At 34.1% G+C, this 20,949-nt stretch carries 20 protein-coding genes and 1 riboswitch; of the genes, 6 read left to right on the forward strand and 14 right to left on the reverse strand.

Annotation, left to right across the window (positions count from 1 at the left end; genetic code table 11):
- Positions 1-26: 26 nt before the first annotated feature.
- Positions 27-164, reverse strand: a complete 138-nt coding sequence (locus HMPREF3029_RS09330; protein ID WP_155974679.1) for a hypothetical protein — start codon at positions 162-164, stop codon at positions 27-29.
- Positions 165-350: 186 nt separating this feature from the next.
- Between HMPREF3029_RS09330 and HMPREF3029_RS01145 the strand changes: the two genes are divergently transcribed.
- Positions 351-1,766 carry a pyridoxal phosphate-dependent decarboxylase family protein gene (locus HMPREF3029_RS01145; protein WP_070709290.1) on the forward strand — a complete coding sequence of 472 codons (1,416 nt, stop codon included), beginning with the start codon at positions 351-353 and terminating at the stop codon, positions 1,764-1,766.
- A gap of 110 nt (positions 1,767-1,876) precedes the next feature.
- Here the strand turns inward: HMPREF3029_RS01145 and HMPREF3029_RS01150 are convergent, their stop codons facing one another.
- The 8 genes from HMPREF3029_RS01150 to HMPREF3029_RS01185 form a co-directional block, all read right to left on the reverse strand.
- A complete protein-coding gene (locus HMPREF3029_RS01150) occupies positions 1,877-3,301 on the reverse strand; it encodes a sodium:solute symporter family protein (protein WP_070709292.1) in 1,425 nt (474 codons plus the stop codon).
- 17 nt (positions 3,302-3,318) lie between these two features.
- Positions 3,319-3,987 (reverse strand): ABC transporter ATP-binding protein, encoded by a 669-nt coding sequence (locus tag HMPREF3029_RS01155; RefSeq protein WP_070709294.1) that lies wholly within the window; start codon positions 3,985-3,987, stop codon positions 3,319-3,321.
- 9 nt (positions 3,988-3,996) lie between these two features.
- Positions 3,997-5,046, reverse strand: a complete 1,050-nt coding sequence (locus HMPREF3029_RS01160) for an ABC transporter permease (protein WP_070622624.1) — start codon at positions 5,044-5,046, stop codon at positions 3,997-3,999.
- Positions 5,047-5,064: 18 nt separating this feature from the next.
- Entirely contained in the window at positions 5,065-5,949 is an 885-nt protein-coding gene (locus HMPREF3029_RS01165; protein WP_070709296.1) for a TIGR01777 family oxidoreductase, read from the reverse strand.
- Positions 5,950-6,113: 164 nt separating this feature from the next.
- Complete coding sequence (locus tag HMPREF3029_RS01170) at positions 6,114-6,410, reverse strand: rhodanese-like domain-containing protein (protein WP_068129133.1); 297 nt, start codon at positions 6,408-6,410, stop codon at positions 6,114-6,116.
- 43 nt (positions 6,411-6,453) lie between these two features.
- Positions 6,454-7,653 (reverse strand): 3-phosphoglycerate dehydrogenase family protein, encoded by a 1,200-nt coding sequence (locus HMPREF3029_RS01175; protein WP_068129130.1) that lies wholly within the window; start codon positions 7,651-7,653, stop codon positions 6,454-6,456.
- Positions 7,654-7,656: 3 nt separating this feature from the next.
- Complete coding sequence (gene serC, locus HMPREF3029_RS01180; RefSeq protein WP_070709298.1) at positions 7,657-8,736, reverse strand: 3-phosphoserine/phosphohydroxythreonine transaminase; 1,080 nt, start codon at positions 8,734-8,736, stop codon at positions 7,657-7,659.
- An 18-nt stretch (positions 8,737-8,754) separates the two neighbouring features.
- A complete protein-coding gene (locus tag HMPREF3029_RS01185) occupies positions 8,755-9,909 on the reverse strand; it encodes an HAD family hydrolase (RefSeq protein WP_168165487.1) in 1,155 nt (384 codons plus the stop codon).
- Positions 9,910-10,057: 148 nt separating this feature from the next.
- Between HMPREF3029_RS01185 and HMPREF3029_RS09650 the strand changes: the two genes are divergently transcribed.
- The 3 genes from HMPREF3029_RS09650 to abc-f are packed head-to-tail and all read left to right on the forward strand — an operon-like array spanning position 10,058 to position 12,688.
- Entirely contained in the window at positions 10,058-10,762 is a 705-nt protein-coding gene (locus tag HMPREF3029_RS09650; RefSeq protein WP_083314935.1) for a Rossmann-fold NAD(P)-binding domain-containing protein, read from the forward strand.
- Positions 10,677-11,195: a Rossmann-fold NAD(P)-binding domain-containing protein gene (locus HMPREF3029_RS09655; protein WP_083314936.1), complete on the forward strand. Its 519-nt coding sequence runs from the start codon at positions 10,677-10,679 to the stop codon at positions 11,193-11,195. The genes HMPREF3029_RS09650 and HMPREF3029_RS09655 overlap by 86 nt, the downstream gene beginning before the upstream one ends.
- 20 nt (positions 11,196-11,215) lie before the next feature.
- The gene (abc-f, locus tag HMPREF3029_RS01195; RefSeq protein ID WP_070709302.1) at positions 11,216-12,688 is read left to right on the forward strand and encodes a ribosomal protection-like ABC-F family protein; all 1,473 of its coding nucleotides are present in this window, start codon (positions 11,216-11,218) and stop codon (positions 12,686-12,688) included.
- Between the two features lie 154 nt (positions 12,689-12,842).
- Positions 12,843-12,940: riboswitch (SAM riboswitch) on the forward strand.
- Between the two features lie 33 nt (positions 12,941-12,973).
- On the opposite strand, the gene HMPREF3029_RS01200 is transcribed toward abc-f, so the two are convergent.
- From HMPREF3029_RS01200 to HMPREF3029_RS01215, 4 genes are read right to left on the reverse strand one after another with little or no spacing between them, the layout of a single operon-like run.
- Positions 12,974-13,075 carry an SE2200 family small protein gene (locus HMPREF3029_RS01200; RefSeq protein WP_068129121.1) on the reverse strand — a complete coding sequence of 34 codons (102 nt, stop codon included), beginning with the start codon at positions 13,073-13,075 and terminating at the stop codon, positions 12,974-12,976.
- A 20-nt stretch (positions 13,076-13,095) separates the two neighbouring features.
- Positions 13,096-14,592 carry an L-lactate dehydrogenase (quinone) gene (lqo, locus tag HMPREF3029_RS01205; RefSeq protein WP_070709304.1) on the reverse strand — a complete coding sequence of 499 codons (1,497 nt, stop codon included), beginning with the start codon at positions 14,590-14,592 and terminating at the stop codon, positions 13,096-13,098.
- 2 nt (positions 14,593-14,594) lie between these two features.
- On the reverse strand, positions 14,595-15,128 hold the full coding sequence (locus HMPREF3029_RS01210) for a GrpB family protein (protein ID WP_070709306.1): 534 nt from the start codon (positions 15,126-15,128) through the stop codon (positions 14,595-14,597).
- Positions 15,129-15,175: 47 nt separating this feature from the next.
- Entirely contained in the window at positions 15,176-16,336 is a 1,161-nt protein-coding gene (locus tag HMPREF3029_RS01215; protein ID WP_070709308.1) for a GNAT family N-acetyltransferase, read from the reverse strand.
- 205 nt (positions 16,337-16,541) lie between these two features.
- On the opposite strand from HMPREF3029_RS01215, the gene HMPREF3029_RS01220 reads away from it, so the two are divergent.
- Positions 16,542-18,347 carry a M3 family oligoendopeptidase gene (locus HMPREF3029_RS01220; protein WP_070709310.1) on the forward strand — a complete coding sequence of 602 codons (1,806 nt, stop codon included), beginning with the start codon at positions 16,542-16,544 and terminating at the stop codon, positions 18,345-18,347.
- A 105-nt stretch (positions 18,348-18,452) separates the two neighbouring features.
- A complete protein-coding gene (locus tag HMPREF3029_RS01225) occupies positions 18,453-19,187 on the forward strand; it encodes a glucose 1-dehydrogenase (RefSeq protein WP_070622634.1) in 735 nt (244 codons plus the stop codon).
- A gap of 216 nt (positions 19,188-19,403) precedes the next feature.
- On the opposite strand, the gene HMPREF3029_RS01230 is transcribed toward HMPREF3029_RS01225, so the two are convergent.
- Positions 19,404-20,702, reverse strand: coding sequence for an NtaA/DmoA family FMN-dependent monooxygenase (locus HMPREF3029_RS01230; protein ID WP_246830688.1), 1,299 nt, complete (start codon positions 20,700-20,702; stop codon positions 19,404-19,406).
- Between the last annotated feature and the right edge of the window lie 247 nt (positions 20,703-20,949).

The following is a 20,949-nucleotide window of genomic DNA, read 5'->3' on the forward strand; positions in this document are numbered from 1 at the left end:
GTATCTTCTAACTTTAGTTAGACAGATTATTTATTTTTCTTCTTATTGTAACTATTTTCCTCAAGCACGAGTGCGACTAGGAAAAAGAGCATGAATACCGGAATTGCAATAAAGAATCCCATAACAAGCCAATCTGTTACTGCACCTAAAACGAACAATTTCATTACTCCTTTACAATATATTAATTATAAAACATACAGTCTTATTTCTATTCTAGCATTTTTTAGCGTATCTTCCTATAGTTTTTAGTAAAAACAGAATGATTACAACTATTATACATCTTATTATTAATAGATTTAACAAATCATAGTCAGTTATAATCAACTTATGACTACGAAAGGGTGAATGTAATGACATTTAATGAAACGAACCTTGATCTAGAAACGATAATTCGAGATGAGGTCAACAAATACTTAAATCGAGATGTCAGTCAGTTACCAGCGACTGTACAAGCACCAAAAGAATTAACTCAAAAGTATGAAAAGATGGAGGTTCCAAAAGTTGGAAGGGATATTTATGAAGTACTTTCGGAGTTAAACAACGAAGTATTGACTTATTTATATCGTCCAAATCATAAACGTGCGTTTTCGTTTATCCCTGGTCCAGCATCACGATTATCATGGTTAGGTGATATTTTAACAACTGCAAATAATATCCATGCTTCGAACTTTAAAAACGCGACGTTACCAATAAGTATCGAGCGTAATTTAATTAACTATCTTGCAGAAAAAGTTGGATATGAAGTGAAGCCAAGCGGAGGTGTCTTTGTATCGGGTGGGTCAATGGCGAATCTAACGGCTGTCGTTACAGCACGTGATGCAAAAGTAACGCTAGACAAACTCACTCAAACTACCGTTTACTTAACGTCTCAAACGCATCACTCAGGTCGTAAGGCTTTACATGTAGCTGGATTCCCGGCGGATAATATACGTATCATTAATCATAACGAAGACTTTACAATGAACGTTACTCATCTAAAAAGGACAATCGAAGAAGACGTGAAAAACGGATTTATACCAGCACTCGTTATTTCAACTGCAGGTACAACGAATACCGGTGCAGTAGATGATTTCGATGCGATTGCAAATATTTGTGAAGAATATAATATTTGGCAACACGTCGATGGGGCATACGGTGCATCACATTTATTATCTACAAAAGGTAAGGCGTTATTTAAAGGGATCGAGCGTTCTGATAGCGTTACGTGGGATGCACATAAACTTCTCTTCCAAACGTATAGTTGTGCAATGATTATCGTAAAAGATAAAGACAACCTCATTAACAGTTATGGTGAAAAAGCAGAGTATCTTGACGACATCACATCAGACGATGACGTTATCGATCCAGAGATGCTCGGTATCGAACTGACACGCCCAGCACGCGCTGTAAAATTATGGCTAACGTTACAAGTTGTTGGTGAAGATGAGTTTAGAAGACGTATTGACTATGGTCAAGAACTTGCAGAATACACAAAAGATTACGTAGAATCACTCGAAAACTTTGAAATTATCTCACAGCCGAGTCTATCTATTTTAAGTTTCAGATATTATAACGACTCATTTACTGATGAAGAAAATGATCATCTAAATAACCTTGCAGCTAAAAAACTTGCCGACTCAGGATACGGTGTTGCATATACAACGACTCTAAACAATAAAAAAGTGTTCCGTCTGTGTACGATTCATCCGGAAACGACAGAAGATGATATTAAAGAAACGATCGATCGACTCAGACTGTATATTTTAGAAGAGGCAGAGAATTTATAACGCTATGCGTTATATTAATTGACGAGGTCAAATAAATGACGAGGTCAAATAAATATTGATAAATAATGCTTTCCAACAGTCCTAGAGAAATATAATAACGCCCACCATTATTAATTTATAACGGTAGGCGTTGTTTTTTTATTCATTTTTGAAACTAATATAAATACAATTAGTGAAACTGGTAGTCCAATCATAATTGGGTGGAGTCCAAATGGATGACTGAGAATCTGCCAAATGACTGCTGTAATGAGTCCAACCCACATTGAATATAGTCCAGCTTCTTTTGATACACGTTTCATAAATAACCCTGCTGTAACTGGTACAAGTAATCCTGATACTGACATTGCTGTCCCTGTGACCATTAAGTTGACAAGCCCAGGTATCGTTAAAGCCATGATAAGAGATATCACAGAAACGATAACAACTGAGAATCTACTATATTTCAGCATCTTTTTATCATCTTTTGTTTTGACGTTCGGTTTAATTATATCGTTCGCAACAGATGAAGATCCTGCAATAAAGAACGAATCCGCACTTGAAATCACAGCGGCAAGTAATATTACAATCATAAATATAACAAGAGAGAACGGAAATACCGATTGTACGACATAATAGAATGTCAGCGACGTTTCTTCTACTTCTAAGTGTAAACCATATTTACTATAAATACCGATTAATATCGTAATAGCACCTAAAAGAATCGCAATAACCATTGAGATCCAATACGCATTTTTCGCTGTATTTAAACTTTTAGCTGCCCATATCCTTTGCCATACGTCTTGTCTAATAAATTGATAGCATGCAAGTGTTAATAAGTAAATGAGTATTTCTTTCGGCGTTATATTCATAACGCTAAGCATTGCTTTTTCACCCATTGAATCTGCATTTATAATCATTTGACTATAACTGCCTGATTGTTGTAGTACCCCTATAAGCAATATAAAAATACCGACTGTAAGTAGTAACCCTTGTATAACATCTTGCCATACGACTACTTTTAATCCACCAATATATGTTTTAAAACTTAAGAATAACCAACCTATAATAATCCCTAAAGTCATATTTAAACCGATGGTTAAGTTTAAAATAGATGCAATCGCAACAAACTGCATTCCTGTCATTGAACAATATGCAAACAAGAAACTAATTGCTGTTGGGATTCTTGCCGTTTCACCGTATTTCAAAGCAGTGAAATCTCCAATTGTGACCATATTGTACTCTTCTCCGATTAAACGGATTCTCTTTAAAAAGAATGAAGCAAGTACAATAACCGCAAATAACATTGTTATATGTATCCACATTTGTCCCATTCCGAGTACACGTCCATTTTCTGTATACCCTAGAAGCGTCGCACCGCCAACTCCTGTTCCAACAAAGGTCAGTATAAGTGGAAACATCGATACATTTCTACTTGCGATATTATAATCTTCGTAAGTCTTCACCTTACGACCAAGAAATATCGTCATCACTAATAACAATAGAAAGTATATAGCGATTACTATTTTCAAGGTCAAAGATTCATCAACACTAAACATTCTATATCCTCCATATACTACTGTTTTGTCTCTGTTAGCTTACCATCAATCATTTCTAATACACGGTCTGAATATTGAATGAGACGATTATCATGCGTCACAATAATCGTTATTTTATCGTATTCTTTTGTAAGTTCACGTAAAATCTCCATTACTTCTAAAGCATTATTTGTATCCAGCGATGCGGTTGGTTCATCTGCTAATATAATCGCAGGATCTGTATATAAAGCTTTAGCAATCGCAACTCTTTGTCGCTGTCCACCGGATATTTCTGATGGTAATTGATTTTTTGTTTTGTCTAAATCGAGTCGTTTAAGTAACTGGTCTAACTTTTCGTCAGATATAACATCTTTTTTATATTTCTTTAACAACTCGAATTGCTGTGACACTGTTAGAAAATCCACTAAGTTTGACGTCTGAAGTATAAACCCTATTTTCTGTAATCGCAACTTTGCGAGTTCTTTATCATTTAAATTAGTGATTTTTTCATCATCAATTGAAATTATACCTTTTGATGGCTTTTGTAGTGCGCCTGCCATCGTTAAAAATGTACTTTTTCCTGAACCAGAGGGTCCAATAATTGCGACTAATTCTCCTTTATTTAAAGTTAAGGAAACTGGTTGAACCGCTTCAATAATTTCTTTACCATCTTTAAATTCTTTTGAGACTTCTTCAAATTTTAACATAATATTCTCCTATCCGATCGCTTCTAAGGGGTCGATATTTCTTATTGTAAATATTGAAAATAGACTACCGAGTAAAGAAACGACGATTAAAATTGCTCCGTATAACGCAAGCGTTGAATATTCAAATTTAATTGGAACAATGTCAGGAAGTACTAGCGCTGTGATGAGTGTAAATATTAATCCGATAATTGTACCAATTGCTGATAGAATAAACGTTTGTGATATCATCACTTTTGCGAGGTCACCGTTAGTAAACCCTTGTGCTTTTAACACTCCAAATAAATTAATTTTTTGTAATGTAATAACATATAGAAATACACCGATAACTGTCATCGATATGACAAATAGAAAACCTATCATAAAGTTTAATGTTAAATTTTGTTCTTTATAGCCTGGGAGCTCTTCAATAAAATCTTCAATTGCTAAAACTTCTAAATCATTATCTAATTTCACATCATTAAAATCTTTATCTTTAACGACAACTGCATTGGTTTCACCTTCACTTAACATTGGGTTAATTTTTAAAAAAGTATCAAAATCTCCAAAAATTACAGGGGAGGCATTAAATTTTGCACTTTCAGTTACTCCAACGACTTTTAATACCTCATCAACTTGTGTCAGTTCTAGATTATCTCCAACTTTAAACCCTTTTTCTTTTAGGGATTTATCAATTAATACTTCGTTTTCATGCTGTGGAGTTTCTCCCTCAATTATCTTCGGTACTAAAAATGAGTTCTCTTCTGTACCAAAGAAAATAGCATTTTCTTCTTTATCGTTATTCGAAACAATGACACCTGTTTGTTTGAGTCGTGCACTTTCTTTAAACTTATCATCAACAAGCGAGACATTAAATTTTGATTGTTGAATCGTCTCGTTCGCGTTTTTATTTAATACGATAGCGTCCGCCTGCCAGTCATCTATTCCTTCAGTATTCATATTGATAAGCCCTTTTGCGAGTCCTGAAAGCAAGAATAGTAAATAACTAATTAAAACGAGTACGCCTATTATTAAACTAAATTTTAGTTTATTTCTTTTAATTTCATTCCATGCTAGAAACATAATTTTTCTCCTGTTCGATCACTTGCCATATAAATCACTGATTGCTTCTTCAACCGTTTCAAATTTAAATTTAAAGCCTTCTTCAATTAAACGTTTAGGTAACGCACGTTGTCCTTCAGTAATAAGTTTAGATTGCTCTCCAAGTGTCATTTCAAATAACAGCTTTGGTGCTGGTATTAAGTGTGGACGTTTAATCGTCTTCGCGATACTTTTACCTACAATTTCTTGGGTCGCTGGATATGGTGCAGTAATATTAAACACACCTGTCAATTCTTTATCTGCTATAAATTCTAAAGCACGGACGAGATCTTCAATGTGCACAAATGCATATGGCTGATGACCATCACCAATATTACCCCCGACAAACAATTTGTACGGTAAAGCAATTAATGGCAATGCGCCGCCTTCTTTTGAAAAGATAATACCAAATCGCGTGTACGCAGTCTTTACACCTGTATCTTCAATTTTCTTTGCTTCATTCTCCCATACATGTACTGTTTCAGATAAAAAATCAAACGGCTCATATTTATCATCTTCCACATAGCGGTTAGTCTGAGAAGTTGGATAATATCCAACTGCACTCGCTGAGATTAAAAATGGTTTTTCATCTTGTCTATCGATAATGTTCTTTAATTTACGTGTAGATTCTACTCGCGACTTAACAATTTTTTCTTTATTTTCTTCTGTCCAAAATTGACTAATACTCGCACCCGCTAAGTTAATGACAACATCAACTTCAGGCACTTCTTTTAAATAATCATCTTCAGACCAGTTTATATAAGTGACGTTATCCGTATTATCTCTATCAGAACGTGTTAAAACGTAAAATTCAGCATTGCTAAAGTTATCTATAATTTTATTTCCAACAAGGCCTGTGCCACCAGAAATCAGTACTCTTCTCATAAGAATTACCCCCATTTATTTGAACATACCCTTAAATGTTATTCAGTCAAACTGAATAACCATCCATAAAGCATAATCTATATTGAAATAAGCGTTATTTTGGTTGTATTATAAAAGCATAAAAATAACGCCCACCGTTATTATTAAAAACGATGGGCGTTATTTTACTTGTTTGTAAATGAGCCGTAGCCACCCTTTAAGTTCACTGTCTTATAACCTTTAGCAGCTAATTCTTCACATGCTCTTTGACTTCTCATACCACTTGCACAATATACGTAATACGTCTTATCTTTAGGTCCATCAAAGTTAGAAACCTTCATAAGCGGTACATGCGTTGCACCCTTAACTTTCCCGAAAAAACGTTCTAAAGTAGAACGCACATCAATAACTTGACCATTCGTAGCTAGTTCTTCCAACTCAGCCTTAGTAAAATCATTAATACCTTTAGACTTAACTTTCATATTAATTCTCCTTTTAATAATAAGTAATGCCTAGCGTTACTTATTAGTTATACCATGCATCATGCTCTAAATTCTTAATGAGTCGAACCTTTAGTATTCCGTCCTTTGATTCGATTTCTTGGATGAGGTCTTTTACTTTTTCTTCATCCGCTTCAGTGATATCCACTAACGTATATGCGTAATCTCCACGTGATTTGTTTATGATACGATCAATATTGAGTCCTTCTTCAGACAATAGTTTTGTAAGTGATGCAATGATGTTTTTGATGTTCCTATTACATACCGCAATTCGTAACGGTGACGATAGTGTCATTGAGACTCTTGGATAGTTTACTGAGTTTACGATATTTCCATTTTCTAAATAGTCTTTTAACTCATTTGCTACCATTACTGCTGAGTTTTTCTCAGATTCTCCTGTTGAAGCACCGAGATGAGGGAGTAGTGTTACTTTATCTTGCCCGAGTACTGTTTCATTAGGGAAATCGCTAATGTAGTGACCGAGTCTGTTGTGGTTTAATGCTTTTACAAGTGCATCTTCGTCTACAATTTCAGCACGTGAGAAGTTTAATAATACTGCTGTTGCTTTCATTTGACGAATCGCTGTTGAGTCGATCATATGCTTTGTACTCTCTAAAAACGGTACGTGAATCGTAATGTAGTCCGCTTTTTGTAACACTTCATCGATTGATGATGCTTTTGTAACTGAGCGGTTAATGTTCCATGCAGCATCGACACTAATGTAAGGGTCGTATCCGATAACGTCCATGCCAAGGTTTTCTGCATCGTTCGCAACGAGTAAACCTACTTGACCAAGACCAATAACACCTAGCGTTTTACCTTTAATTTCATGACCTTTAAATTTCTTTTTACCATCTTCGACTTGTGTAGCAATATCATCACCCGTAAGCTCAGTTGCCCATTGCGATGCTTCAAGTGTATTTCTTGCATGTGAGATCAGTGATGTTAATACGAGTTCTTTAACGGAGTTGGCATTTGCACCTGGTGCGTTAAATGCAATAACGCCCGCTTCAGATAATTTATCTACTGGAATATTGTTAAACCCTGCTCCTGCGCGACCTACTGCTAGTAAACTATCGTTAATTGGTTCATCATGTAAATTATAACTACGTAAAATAATTGCTTCTGGATCGTCTGTTTCGTTGATTGTGTACTTGTCTTTTGTAAAACGTTGTAAACCTTCAATTGCGATACTGTTAAATGTTTTTATGTCAAATTGTGACATTGCTTAATTCTCCTCTTCGAATTTCTTCATTAGTTGTACGAGTGCTTCTACACCTTCAATAGGGAATGCGTTATAAATAGATGCACGCATACCACCGACTGAACGATGTCCTTTAATATTTTCAAAACCATTTTCTTTCGTATATGCTACAAATTCTTTATCTAACTCGTCGTTTCCTGTAGAAAACGTGACGTTCATCAGTGAACGCGCGTCTTTATTTGCAGTAGGTACGAATAATGTTGATTCGTCTAAGTAATCATATAAAATACGTGCTTTTTCTTTATTTCTCTTATAAATCTCTTCTAGACCACCAATTTCTAACAACCAATCTGTCACGAGTTTATGAATATAAATAGGGTAAGTCGATGGTGTATTATACATCGAGTTTTTATCGTTAAAGACTTTGTAGTCAAACATTTTAGGGATATCATTTAGTCCGAGTAAGTCTTCTCGAATAATAACGAGCGCTAGTCCTGCAATACCGAGGTTCTTTTGAGCACCTGCATAAATCATTCCAAAATCGTTGATATTAAATGGACGTGAAAGTATATCCGAACTCATATCACAGACTAAAGGAATGCCCTTATAAATCGGGAACTCTTTAAACTGTGTTCCTTCGATCGTGTTATTTGAGCAAATATGCAAGTAATCATAACCTTCTAACGTATCTGGATAGTTTGGTAATGACTTATAACCATCTTCTTTGGATGATGCAACGACGTCGATTTCAAGTCCATAGTCGTCTTTTAATTCTTCAGCAGCTTCTAATGCTTTTTTAGCAAAGTTACCGCTATCGATGTATGCAACTTTACCAGATTGTTTTAAGTTCATAACTAACGTATAGAATGCTTGGCTCGCTCCGCCTTGTAAAAAGAGAATTTTATAATTATCGTTAATATTAAGTAATTCTCTTAAGTTTTTTTCAGCATCTTGGATAATGTCATCAAAGTAACTACTTCTATGACTCATCTCCATTACAGACATGCCTGTCCCGTCATAATCTAACATCTCTTTTTGTGCGCGTTCTAAAACAGATGTCGGTAACATTGCTGGGCCTGCTGATAAGTTAAATGTGCGTTTCACGTGAAACACTCCTTTTATTTATAATTTTGGTTCAGTTTCTCCAAATGAAATCGATGATTGACTCGGTATAAGAACACCTGTATTTTCATCGCGTCCTTGTAATACAAAGCGTGCATCTTTTTGATTATATTGTTCAATTGCGAGATCGATTAACTGTTTAAAGTCATCTGTCATATGACGGTTAAAAATAACGCATAGTGGTGTTTCGGTAAACGTTTGCATCATATCGTAATCACCGATACTGTCACCAAACATCGCAACTGGTTGTTTACCATTATGCTTCGGCATAATCAGCTTTTGTATTGCCTCTGTTTTACCAGGGCCTTTTGTGATTGGTGAGTCAGCTTTCATAACGGGCGTTATAACGCCGTTATCTTCTTCAAATTCCATGGCAACAATATTATCTAACTCTACTGAATGCCCAAGCATTTCAGCTGCGACTTCAACATATACTCTCGGACTTGCACTTACGATATAAGTCGTAATTCCGTTATTCGTAAATGCGTGATATAAGTTTAATAATTCTTCAGGCACTGATAATCCCGATTTAAAATTAGAAGTGACAACACCTGATTTTCCAGGTATATTTTCTGAGCTTTCGTACGTCACTTTTTCAAACGGTTTTTCTAGTGATTCTTTAATACAATTTCGGCATAACTCTTTAAATGAATCGATCGTATGATCTGCAAATAAATACGTCATCCATCTATTAGACGGTCGCCTTGATAATTTGCCGTTAACATGTGTATGGAACAGCCTTAACTTGGCTCTAAACGTTTTGTAGTGGTCTGTCTCTTTAATCTTCTTTAAAAGATCCTCTGAACGATTTTCTAGACTAATGTAATTATCGTATAACCACTGATATTCCTTATAAATATCTTCAGCTAAATTAAAACCTGTCGCATTTTTAAACCGACTATCAAACGTTTGAGATAACTCCTCACGATAATCTGGATTCGTTAACGTTTCATATAACACTTCAGGCGTGAGCCGATATGCTAAATGTTCCATCAAATAAACATTTAAATTGTCTTCAATATCCATAATAATACTTGTATTATCATAGTCGAAAACAACGTAACTATCAGTGTCATTTTTGTAAGTATCAATAACCTCATTCAATCGCTTGTACACAAACGATTCAAAGTTTCCTTGCTTAAAATAGTTGTCCATTTTTTCACCTACAAATATCATATATATCTTCATATTAAGTGTATCATAAAATAAATATCTCCTATCATAATGCTTTAGTTTTTAGAAAATTTAAAAATATGATAAAATAACTCATACATAAATGAAAGCGTTTTAAGGAGGTAAGTAAATGTCAAAAGTGGAGTTTTTATTTTTATCCGAAGAAGATTTAGTTGAAGCAGGTGTGTTAGATGCAAAAAAATGCGTCGACACAATCGAAGAAGTGTTCCGTTTACTTGGTGAAAAAGATTACATTATGGGAGGACCGAGAGAAAACAGTCACGGCAGTCAACTATGGTTTCCAAAAGAAAAGCGTACTGAGAATATGCCAGTCGCAGGGCCAGACCGTCGATTTATGTCAATGAACGCATATTTAGGTGGGAAATATAATATTACGGGACAAAAATGGTACGGATCAAACGTAGCAAACAAAGAAAAAGGATTACCACGTTCCGTTTTAATGATCACGTTAAACGATGCAGACACTGGTGCACCTTTTGCATATATGAGTGCAAATTTAATCAGTGCGACACGTACAGGTGCAGTCCCAGCAGTTGCTACAAAGTATCTTGCTTCAAAAGAAGCACATACTCTCGCAATTATCGGAGCAGGGGTCATCAGTTGGTCAAGTACACTTGCAATTTTAGAAGCAAATAAAAATATCAAACAAGTCAACATCTTCGACATTAACGAACAACAAGCAGAAAAATTCTCAAATAACCTTAAAAAAAGAACACGACGTAGAAACAGTGATATCAAGCTCCATAGAAGATGCAGTCAAAGAAGCAGACGTCATAAACGTCGCAGCATCAGGTGCTGTTCGTCCAGAAATTAAAGAAGAGTACTTAAAAGACGGATCTCTTCTTTTACTTTCCGGAGAAGCAAACCTCAGTGATGACTTCATACTAAATAACACAGTCGTTATGGATAACTGGGAAATGCACAAAGAAACAGGTGAAGAATGGGAAGAGTGGGAATACCTACAAAGCGGTACAAAAGGAGTTTCTAAAGACTTAAACTACGGTATCGGCGGACAGGTATTTAGACTCGTAAAAGAAGAAAAACTCGACGAAAAAAGCATCACAGATCTTGGTGACGTTGTCAGTGGTAAAAAAGAAGGGCGTAAAGACGACAAAGAAAAAATCGTCTTCCTCGCAGGAGGAATGGCTGTAGAAGACATATCATGGGGATATGAACTCTATAAATCAGCACAAGAGAAAAACTTAGGACAATCATTAAAAGTATGGGATCAACCTTTCTGGTCTTAAGTTAGAAAGAAGGTATGGATATGACTAAAGTTCTCGTTAAATTAAACAAAATCGCACTCGACTTTGGCAGTTACTTATTATTCGACACTGATGAGTTAGAAATTAAAGAGAGTAGTCGAATTGGTTTAATTGGTGAAAACGGTGCAGGTAAATCATCTTTAGCACGATTAATTTTAGAGGAAATTAAACCGACACAAGGTCATATCCAGTTAAACACCAATAACATAGGCTACTTAGAACAAGTATCTGATAATATTCCATATGACTTCAATTTTGATGGAAGATTACTTAGTGAATTAAACATACCTTATGGTACATCAGAGTTTAGCGGCGGAGAACTATCAAAACTACGTATATTAGAAGTATTCTCTTCGCACTATGATTTACTTATACTTGATGAACCGACATCTCATTTAGACAAAGAGGGTATCGAATTTTTAATACGTACAATTAAAAATTATGACGGTGCAACTTTAATAATTTCACACGATAGACGTCTATTAAATGAATGTGTAAATGAAGTATGGTCAATTGAAGAACAGTCAATACATGTATTTAGCGGAAATTATGATGATTATAAAAGAGAAATCGAAAAAGAGCGTGAATCACTCTATCATCAAAAAGAAATACAAGATAAAGAAATCAAAAGATTGGAAGCATCAATAAGTGACGCAAAAATACATGCTGAAAAAATATTAATCGGTAGAAAGGGAGCAAATCATCGTTCTCTATCCTCACGAATGACAAAAGAAAAAGGGACGGTACAAAAAGGAATTATGCAATCTGCGAAAAACATGCAGAACCGTATCGATAGTATGGAAGAAATAAAATTACCTGAAGAAAAAGTACTACCGATATTTGAAGAAGCTGACATCAAGACAGATCATAACCGTTTTCCAATTATATTTAACTATATTGATATTACAGCAGGAAACAAATTACTTATAGAATCTCTAAACTTACAAATCAGTCGTGGAAAAATTACGGCATTAAAAGGGAACAATGGTACCGGTAAAACGACTATTATTGAATATGTAAAAGGAGCTTTTAATAATAAACTTGATATCATCACATTTTCTAAAAATGCAGAGCTTGGCTTCTATAATCAATTAAGTTATCTAGAATTTAAGCACCGCACAGAGCCATTATTAGAATACGTATCAAAACATACGTCTGTTTCAAAGTACCTACTAAAAGAAATGCTCAATGATTTAAAATTCACAGACAACGATTTTGAAAGAAGTATTTCAACATTAAGTGGAGGAGAAGCGGTACGCATATCGTTATTTCTAACATTAATATCTGGAGATAACGTGCTAATACTAGATGAACCAACAAATTATCTAGATATTGATACAATAAATGTTCTAGAAACATATTTAAACACATATCCAGGCACAGTACTTCTAACATCACATGATGAAGAATTTTTAGAAAATGTCGCAGACGAAGTATATAAGATAGAAAACAAAAAACTTAAAAAGATAAAATAAGAAGTAACGCCATACGTTACTTCTTATTTTTTTCATCCTTTAGATAATATCCTAATGCTTCAACATTATTTTACGTAACGGTAAGCATCACATTTTTAGTTTTACTTCTAAAACACATATAATATGCTATATATTTTTAATCAATAGAATAGTTCTCTTATTAAGAGTGAGTGGAGGGATTTGGCCCTGTGAAACTCCGGTAACAGCTTTTAGCGATGTGCCATTCCAACAGTTTATACTGAATGCAAAGAGGCCGTGATAAAAATTATCACGGCCTCTTATATATTAATATTCTATATTTGGTGTTTCATTGACCTTGTCTTGATATAACTTAAACGCTACGAGTAACGCCGAAATAACGCCTAAAATAACGATTGTTTTTTTCATTAATAAAACCTCTTTTAAAATTAATTATAATAATTTAAATTTAAGTTTTTAGATGTTTCTCTACGAGTTTCTCTCATAAGTTTTTCGTCATTAATGAGTGATTTACCGTAAGACGGTACTAATTTTTTAACGGCAGGTTCCCAGAGTTCACGATCTTCTTTAAAATTTTTCTCTAATGCTTCCAGAACAACAGAGAATGATATTGAAGCACCTGGTGATTCTCCTAATACTGCAATGACAGAATGATCATCAGAATTCACAACTTCTGTTCCGAATGCGACGTAGCCTTTCCCGTATTCATCATCGTCTTTAATCACTTGAACACGTTTACCAGCAGTATATAATTCCCAATCTTCATCTTTTGCATCGGGTATGAATGTTCTTAAGTAGTTCATATAACCTTTTTTAGTCATCACCATCTGGTCAATCGAGTATTTAATGAGCGGTATATTTTTAACTGCAGATGATAATAGCGTTGTAATATTATACGGTTTTACTGAGCCAAATAAGTCAAAGAACGAACCGTATTTTAAGAATTTAGGATCGATATTTGCATATGGGCCGAATAGTAACGTACTTTCACCATTGATATAACGTGTATCGAGGTGCGGTACAGTCATTGGTGGCTTACCTAGAGGCTCTTTACTGTAAACTTTCGCGTGATGTTGTTTAATAATATCTTTATTTTTACACGCTAAGAATTGACCAGTAATAGGGAAACCTCCGACATTTTGCCTTTGAGCAATGCCACTCTTTTGAAGTAGTGGAATAGAGTAACCCCCAGCACCGATAAACACTTTATCAGCTACTTTTACGAACTTCTCTTTCGTCGCTCTATTTCTTACGAGAACTTCCCATTTGCCGTCTTCTCTTTGAGTTAAGTCGATTACTTCATGGTTATATTTTAAAGAGACATTTGATTGCTTTTCTAAATATGCCGCTAATTTACGTGTTAAAGCACCATAGTTTACGTCAGTTCCTTCATCGATCTTACTCGCTGCCATTAACTGACCTGGTTTACGATTTCGCATCATCAATGGCATCCATTCTCTCATCGTTTCAATATCTTCTGTGTACTCGATATTATCAAACATAGGAATCGTTTTAAGTTTTTCATAACGTTTACGTAAAAACTCAACATTCGTTGGGCCCATTACAAAACTAATATGCGGTAGTGGCTGAATAAACTCTTCAGGGTTAGAAATATCCCCATTTTTCACTAAACTGCCCCAGAACTGCTTAGACAGTTCAAATTGCTCATTGATCACTTCTGCTTTAGAAGCATCGATAGAGCCGTCCTTTTGTTCCACAGTATAGTTTAGCTCACAGAGTGCAGCGTGACCTGTACCTGCATTGTTCTTTTCGTTCGAACTCTCGATTCCCGCTTCATCTAATCTTTCATACATATCGATATTCCAGTCCGGGCTCACTTTTGAAAGCATCGTCGCTACCGAAGTACCTATAATACCCGCACCAATCACAATAATATCTTTATGCTGATTGTCTGCCTCAGTCATAATTAAAAATCCTTTCTCTTTTTATAAATTTCTTTCACAAATTCTTCCTTATAGTTAGTATATTCGATAATATCTTTCGAGGCGTTGCTTAGATATTTATTTTTAACATCTAAATATTCTTCTCTAGCTTCTCTATTACTATTTAAATAATCCCTAAAGAATATTAAATCATGCCATAAATCTCCTTTATACTCAACTAAATGGATAAAATGTGTTTTTACTTTGTAAGAATCATCTAAAAATTTTGCAAGGACAATTTCATTAGGACGGTCCACTTTTAATCTCAGAAATCCTGCTTTTTCTAATCCTTGAAACAAATCTTTCTCAACATTATCTAAATCACCTATGCCTATAACAATATCTACTATAGGCTTAGCTGACATACCGATTATTGATGTACTACCAATATGTTCGATTCTGTTTTCAGGAATATGAGTATAATTTAATATTAAATTTTTAGTAGTTTCAAACTCATCTTTCCATTTTGGTGAATACTCTACTAATCTAATTTCATTATTTTTAAGCCCTAAATTCAAAGAATCACCTCTAAATTTAATTTCCTAATTACCATAAAAAAAGCATCCTAAATATAGCGATACACTAACTCATTGTTTGTTATATAAGGTTTGTATTTATCGCTATTTTCTACTCGATATCCTGACTTTATTATCATCCTTTGTGCTACAATATTCGTTTTATCAGTAATTGCAATGATATCTTTTGAAGGGTATTTTCGACTCACTTCAGCAGTTATTTTAGAGAATAATAATGAACCATACCCTTTATTTCTAAAGTTCTTATCACCAATTGCAATACCTAGTTCTATTATATTTTCGTTATGTATATATATATCATAATAGCCAATGGTCGTTTTATTTGAGATCAGCATTTTTCTTTGAAAACTATCTGATTGTGATTCAATTACATAATTCCACCATTCAAAAATTGCTTCGTTTGTACGATTTAACGGCCAACCATTAGATAAACAAAAATGAATATCTTTAGACCAATTTAGAACGTAATTAATATCATCGTGTTCTATATTTCTACTGGAGAGTTTGGTCATTTTAGATTTATAAATTAAAGTTTTCATATACGCTGTAGAATCATCAATAAAAGCACCAAAAATTTCATATGCATATTTGTCGGTAGTATCAACTTCGGTAACTATACTGTGTATTCCTTTATTGTTTAAAAATATTAAACGATTGAAAAGTATTTCTAACAATTGTTGCTTAGATTTAGTATCTTTAAAATAGACGTATCCAACTTCTTTTGTATCTTTAGAATCATCATAAATCAGAGCATATGCAATTATTTCACACTGAGTATTAAAAATAACTATAGAATTCTCAAAATCTAAACCCTCAGCTAATTTCTCTTTAAACTCTTCTAAATTAAAATTCTTCACAGGATTAACTTTATGAGTTTTTTTATATATCTCGTACCATTTTTTTATCAATTGGTTCGACAACGTAAATGGAGTAGAAGCCCGTTGAACGATGTTCTCTTTGTTTTCAAAGAAACAATTTAACAATCTATTGAGTTCAATATTTAAATCATAAGTTCGACGAAACTCGATAAATCCATAATCGGAGTAGTTATTAACTTCATAATCTCCTATATTTAAAATGTAGTCATGATAAGGAAATTTTCTTTTAAGTTCTTCAAAATAGATATTAAATTTTTTATTTTCGCTTATTAAATATATAGAGTTTGGATGGAATGGATTAACTCGGTACATACTATAAAACTCCTATTTTTTGATCGTTTATAATAATTTGCTACGTATTCCTCAAATAATAATTTTTAAAATAGACGTTCCAATAATATTATTCTATCATTTCTAACAAATTTATATTCAAATTATGGAAGCGATTTATATCACTTCTCATCTATTTCCTGTATGATAAATGTAACTACATTTTACTTTGAAAGGAAGGAATTTGATGAATTACAAAGATAATTGGGATATGGAAAGTGTGTTTCCTGGTGGAAGTGAATCTTCTGCTTTCCAAAATCGTTTAGTAGAAGTGAGTGACAGTATTAGAGAGTTCTCTGAAAAACTAGGAGAGTGGAATTCTGACGAAAGTTCTAATGATTTTACACCGCTAAAGAGTTTATTAGAGCAATACGAAAAAATTTCAAACGCGCTTGGCGAGATGGGAAGTTTCTCTAACGGATTAGCATCTGCAAATATTACGGATCAAAAAGCATTAAAAAATACAAATGCTGTAGCTAATTTACGTAAAGATTTCTCATCTGAGATTATTATTTTAAATAAAAAAATCAGTGCACTTACTGAAGATCAATTTAACACGTTATTAGAAGATGACTTCTTTAACGCAATGCGTTTTCCTTTAAAAGAAATTCGTAAAAACGAAGCGGATTTACTATCGACAGAAGAAGAAACAATTATCAATAGCTTATCACTCGATGGCTTACACGGTTGGGGCAATATGTACAATCAACTCGTTGCATCAATTCAAATCCCAGTCACTGAAGACGGTGAGACTAAGTATTACTCAGCAGGGCAATTTGAAAACAAAATGGGATCAGAAGAGAATCCAGAAAAACGTGAAGAACTGTTAAAAATTTGGGAAGAAGAGTGGAATAAAAAAGCAGATTTATTTGCTACAACGTTAAACCATCTATCAGGCTTCCGTTTAAATAACTATGAACTTCATGACTATAAAGATTATATGAAAGTACCGTTAGACTACAACCGTATGGAAGAAGAAACACTCGATACAATGTGGAATACGATTGCTAAAAATAAATCACCTTTAAAGAAATACTTCGAAAGAAAAGCACAGCTTCTTGGTGTCGAGCAATTAGGGTGGCTCGACGTGCACGCAAGTGTAGATGTCGGAGACTATAAGAACAAAAAATATACGTACGATGAAGCGGCAGAGTTTATTATCGATAACTTTAAATCATTTAGTCCAAAGATGGCAGAGATGTCTCGTCGTGCATTTGAAGAGCAGTGGATTGAAGCGGAAGATCGTCCAGGAAAACGTCCAGGTGGATACTGTTCAAACCTTCCGGAATCAAAACAGTCACGTATTTTTATGACGTTTGCAGGTAGCACAGGTAACGTCTCAACACTCGCACACGAACTCGGACATGCGTTTCATAGTTATGTCATGCGTGATTTACCGTTACTTAACCAGCGCTATGCTATGAACGTTGCTGAAACAGCATCTACATTCGCTGAGCTCGTTGTTTCAAACGCAACGATTGAAAACGCGGCGTCAGAAGCAGAGAAAATCAATTTAATCGATGAAAAAATTTCTAGAAGTGTGGCATTTATGATGAATATCCACGCACGCTATATCTTTGAACGTAATTTATATGATGAACGTCAAAAAGGAACGTTAGACAGCAATAGACTAAAAGAACTGATGAAAGACGCACAAGAAGAAGCATACGAAGATGCGCTGAAATCTTATCATCCGATGTTCTGGGCAACAAAATTACATTTCCATATTACGGGTGTACCGTTCTATAACTTCCCGTACACATTTGGATACTTCTTCAGCTTAGGTATATACAACCGCTTCTTAGAAGATGAAAACGTAACTGAAGATGATTACATCGCACTTCTACGTGATACTGCGAGTATGACAACAGAAGATCTAGCTGAAAAACATTTAAACGTTGATTTACGTAAACCAGACTTCTGGCAAGAAGCATTAGAATCAGTGCATAAAGATATTGAAGAATTCTTAGAACTGACAGAATCATATGTTTAAGTTATAAAACCTATATAAATATAAGTGACTTTTTTAGCTTCTGAAGTGAGTTAAATATACAATAATATTATGAACAATATTAATTTAGAGGAAGGATGTTTTACAATGGGAAAATTACAAGATAAAGTCGTCGTTATTACTGGTGGCGCACAAGGTATGGGAGAACTTCATGCCAAAAAAGCGATAGCTGAAGGCGCAAAAGTCGTGATAACTGATATTAATGATGAATTAGGCCAAAAAACAGCTAATTCTCTTGGAGACGATGTTTTATTTATCAAGCATGATGTATCTAAAGAAGCAGATTGGAATCATGTCATTCAAGAAGTAATGAACAAATGGAATCGAATTGATGTATTGGTTAATAATGCTGGAATCACATACAATAAAACAATTGACCAAATATCATTAGAAGATTATATGAAGATTGTAAATATTAATCAAGTATCTGTATTTTTAGGCATCAAAACTGTATCTGAAATTATGAAAAGTCAAAAACAAGGGTCAATTATCAATATTTCTTCAATAAATGGTCTTGTTGGTGGTGCAATTGGCTATACAGATACAAAATTTGCGGTCAGAGGTATGACAAAAGCTGCAGCTAAAGAATTGTCTCCATACAATATTAGAGTTAACTCAGTACACCCAGGTGTTATAAAAACAGCAATGTTAGAGCAAGAAGATGTTAAAGAAGCCGTTAAAGAATTCGAAAAAACAATTCCACTGCGTAGAGTGGCGCAGCCAGAAGAAGTATCTAACCTTGTATGTTTCTTAGCGTCTGACGATGCTTCTTATTCTACAGGATCAGAATTTGTTATAGATGGTGGTATTACAGCACTATAAATGATAAATCACTTAAAATATAAATGATTCTTTTGAATAAATTTTAGGCGAAGTGCTGAGGAGCACTTCGCCTTTATTTAAATCCTCTTTTACCAATACATAAATACATTTTATATTCAGTAACCAATTAGTTCTTAATATTTACCATATAATACCATAATTCTATATCTTTTCTTATATTACATATGTAAAATTGAATAAATTAAATATTGATTTTTAGTTTTTTATACCCAAATGATTTTTTAACAGATGACTCTCATAATCTCTTCTAAACACTCCACGTTCTTGAAGAATTGGTATCACTAAATGAATAAATTTTTCAAATGATTCTGGATACGTCGGGGCCATCAACATAAAACCATCGCACGCTTCTTTTTCAAACCATTCGATCATTTCATCCGCCACTTGTTCAGGAGTTCCTACTATTGTCTTATGCCCTACCCAAGTACCAAAACGATCTAATAAATCTCTTAATGTAAGTTGCTCAGTCTTAACGGCACGTTGTATGGCTTTATACATAGATTTTACAACTTTTTTCTCTAATGCCTCATAAGGTGGTAATGATGGCACGACTTCATCTAGTGTCCACTCACTTATATCTAGACCAATGGCTTTAGATAATTGTTTCTTGCGTTTTTCAAGTGGAATCATATCATCTAATTGTTGCTTAAGTTTATAAGCATCCTCTTCATTCTCATCAACATAAACGGTGAGACCTGGTAATACAAGAGGGGGTTGACGATTTGCTTCCATAGCCCGTTGATGAATGTCTTGTCTGAACTGTTGGCCATCTTGTATATTCCATGCAATTGAAAAAATAGCATCCACGTGTCGTACTGCTAAATCACGACCTGGAATGGAAGTTCCTGCTTGAAATAAACGTGGTCGACCATATTTTGGTGTTGGAATGTTAATAGCTCCGGCAACTTGAAAATACTTTCCTTGATAATGAAGTGGATGAATATACTGATGATTTAAGCCAATCCCTGACTCTTTGTGATTAACGATAGCCTCTACAGTAAATGACTCCCATAATTTTTTCATTACATTAATAAATTCGTCTGCTCGTTCATATCGTTTTTCAAGATGTGGTAAAGCTTGCATCGAATAGTTTTGTGCTTCTAAATCAAATTGAGATGTTACAATATTTGCCCCAATACGTCCATGAGATATTTGATGTAAACTTGAAAGCATACGTGCTGCAAGATAAGGTTCATAAAAAGAAGAAGAAATGGTACCTATCAGACCAATTGAATGTGTTTCACGTGAAATTGTGGCAAGCGCCGTTAGTGGTTCAAAATAATAAGAGATATGTCCCGTTTCTTCTCCAGAAATATATTGACCATCACCTAAGAAGAATGCATCCAGTTTACCTTTTTCAGCTAATTTTGCTAACTTAATTTGAAAATCAATATCTCCAACTTCTTCAACATATGAATGTGGTAGTCTCCAAGAGGCAGGATGTAGACCTGTACTATAAGCTAAAACGGATAAATGCATGTGTTTCATTGTCATTAACCTCTCCACTATAAGATAAAAATAATATTTTAATTTATATTTATCGTAAATAACTTAATGATATTTTACAACATTTATTAGATACTTTATATTTGAAATATAAATTTATTGCATCATTAACTAATTATTTTATTGAAAAATTACATCATGATCATTAATTATTGCGGTCCAACGTGTTGATGACACGTTGGACCTTTATTTGAACTTATTCATAAATATATATTATCTTCGTGGAGGTGAATAC

The organism is Nosocomiicoccus sp. HMSC059G07, from assembly GCF_001815515.1.
Lineage (GTDB): Bacteria > Bacillota > Bacilli > Staphylococcales > Salinicoccaceae > Nosocomiicoccus > Nosocomiicoccus ampullae_A.

Excerpts from the sequence above, each read along its gene's own strand:
- HMPREF3029_RS01225 (WP_070622634.1), top strand. The coding sequence starts at position 18,453 with ATGGGAAAATTACAAGATAAAGTCGTCGTTATTACTGGTGGCGCACAA.
- lqo (WP_070709304.1), bottom strand. The coding sequence starts at position 14,592 with ATGACTGAGGCAGACAATCAGCATAAAGATATTATTGTGATTGGTGCG.
- HMPREF3029_RS01155 (WP_070709294.1), bottom strand. The coding sequence starts at position 3,987 with ATGTTAAAATTTGAAGAAGTCTCAAAAGAATTTAAAGATGGTAAAGAA.
- HMPREF3029_RS01220 (WP_070709310.1), top strand. The coding sequence starts at position 16,542 with ATGAATTACAAAGATAATTGGGATATGGAAAGTGTGTTTCCTGGTGGA.
- abc-f (WP_070709302.1), top strand. The coding sequence starts at position 11,216 with ATGACTAAAGTTCTCGTTAAATTAAACAAAATCGCACTCGACTTTGGC.
- HMPREF3029_RS01230 (WP_246830688.1), bottom strand. The coding sequence starts at position 20,702 with ATGACAATGAAACACATGCATTTATCCGTTTTAGCTTATAGTACAGGT.
- HMPREF3029_RS01215 (WP_070709308.1), bottom strand. The coding sequence starts at position 16,336 with ATGTACCGAGTTAATCCATTCCATCCAAACTCTATATATTTAATAAGC.
- HMPREF3029_RS01175 (WP_068129130.1), bottom strand. The coding sequence starts at position 7,653 with ATGTCACAATTTGACATAAAAACATTTAACAGTATCGCAATTGAAGGT.
- HMPREF3029_RS01150 (WP_070709292.1), bottom strand. The coding sequence starts at position 3,301 with ATGTTTAGTGTTGATGAATCTTTGACCTTGAAAATAGTAATCGCTATA.
- HMPREF3029_RS01200 (WP_068129121.1), bottom strand. The coding sequence starts at position 13,075 with ATGAAAAAAACAATCGTTATTTTAGGCGTTATTTCGGCGTTACTCGTA.
- HMPREF3029_RS01145 (WP_070709290.1), top strand. The coding sequence starts at position 351 with ATGACATTTAATGAAACGAACCTTGATCTAGAAACGATAATTCGAGAT.
- HMPREF3029_RS01185 (WP_168165487.1), bottom strand. The coding sequence starts at position 9,909 with ATGGACAACTATTTTAAGCAAGGAAACTTTGAATCGTTTGTGTACAAG.
- HMPREF3029_RS01160 (WP_070622624.1), bottom strand. The coding sequence starts at position 5,046 with ATGTTTCTAGCATGGAATGAAATTAAAAGAAATAAACTAAAATTTAGT.
- HMPREF3029_RS09330 (WP_155974679.1), bottom strand. The coding sequence starts at position 164 with ATGAAATTGTTCGTTTTAGGTGCAGTAACAGATTGGCTTGTTATGGGA.
- HMPREF3029_RS01170 (WP_068129133.1), bottom strand. The coding sequence starts at position 6,410 with ATGAAAGTTAAGTCTAAAGGTATTAATGATTTTACTAAGGCTGAGTTG.
- HMPREF3029_RS09650 (WP_083314935.1), top strand. The coding sequence starts at position 10,058 with ATGTCAAAAGTGGAGTTTTTATTTTTATCCGAAGAAGATTTAGTTGAA.
- HMPREF3029_RS01165 (WP_070709296.1), bottom strand. The coding sequence starts at position 5,949 with ATGAGAAGAGTACTGATTTCTGGTGGCACAGGCCTTGTTGGAAATAAA.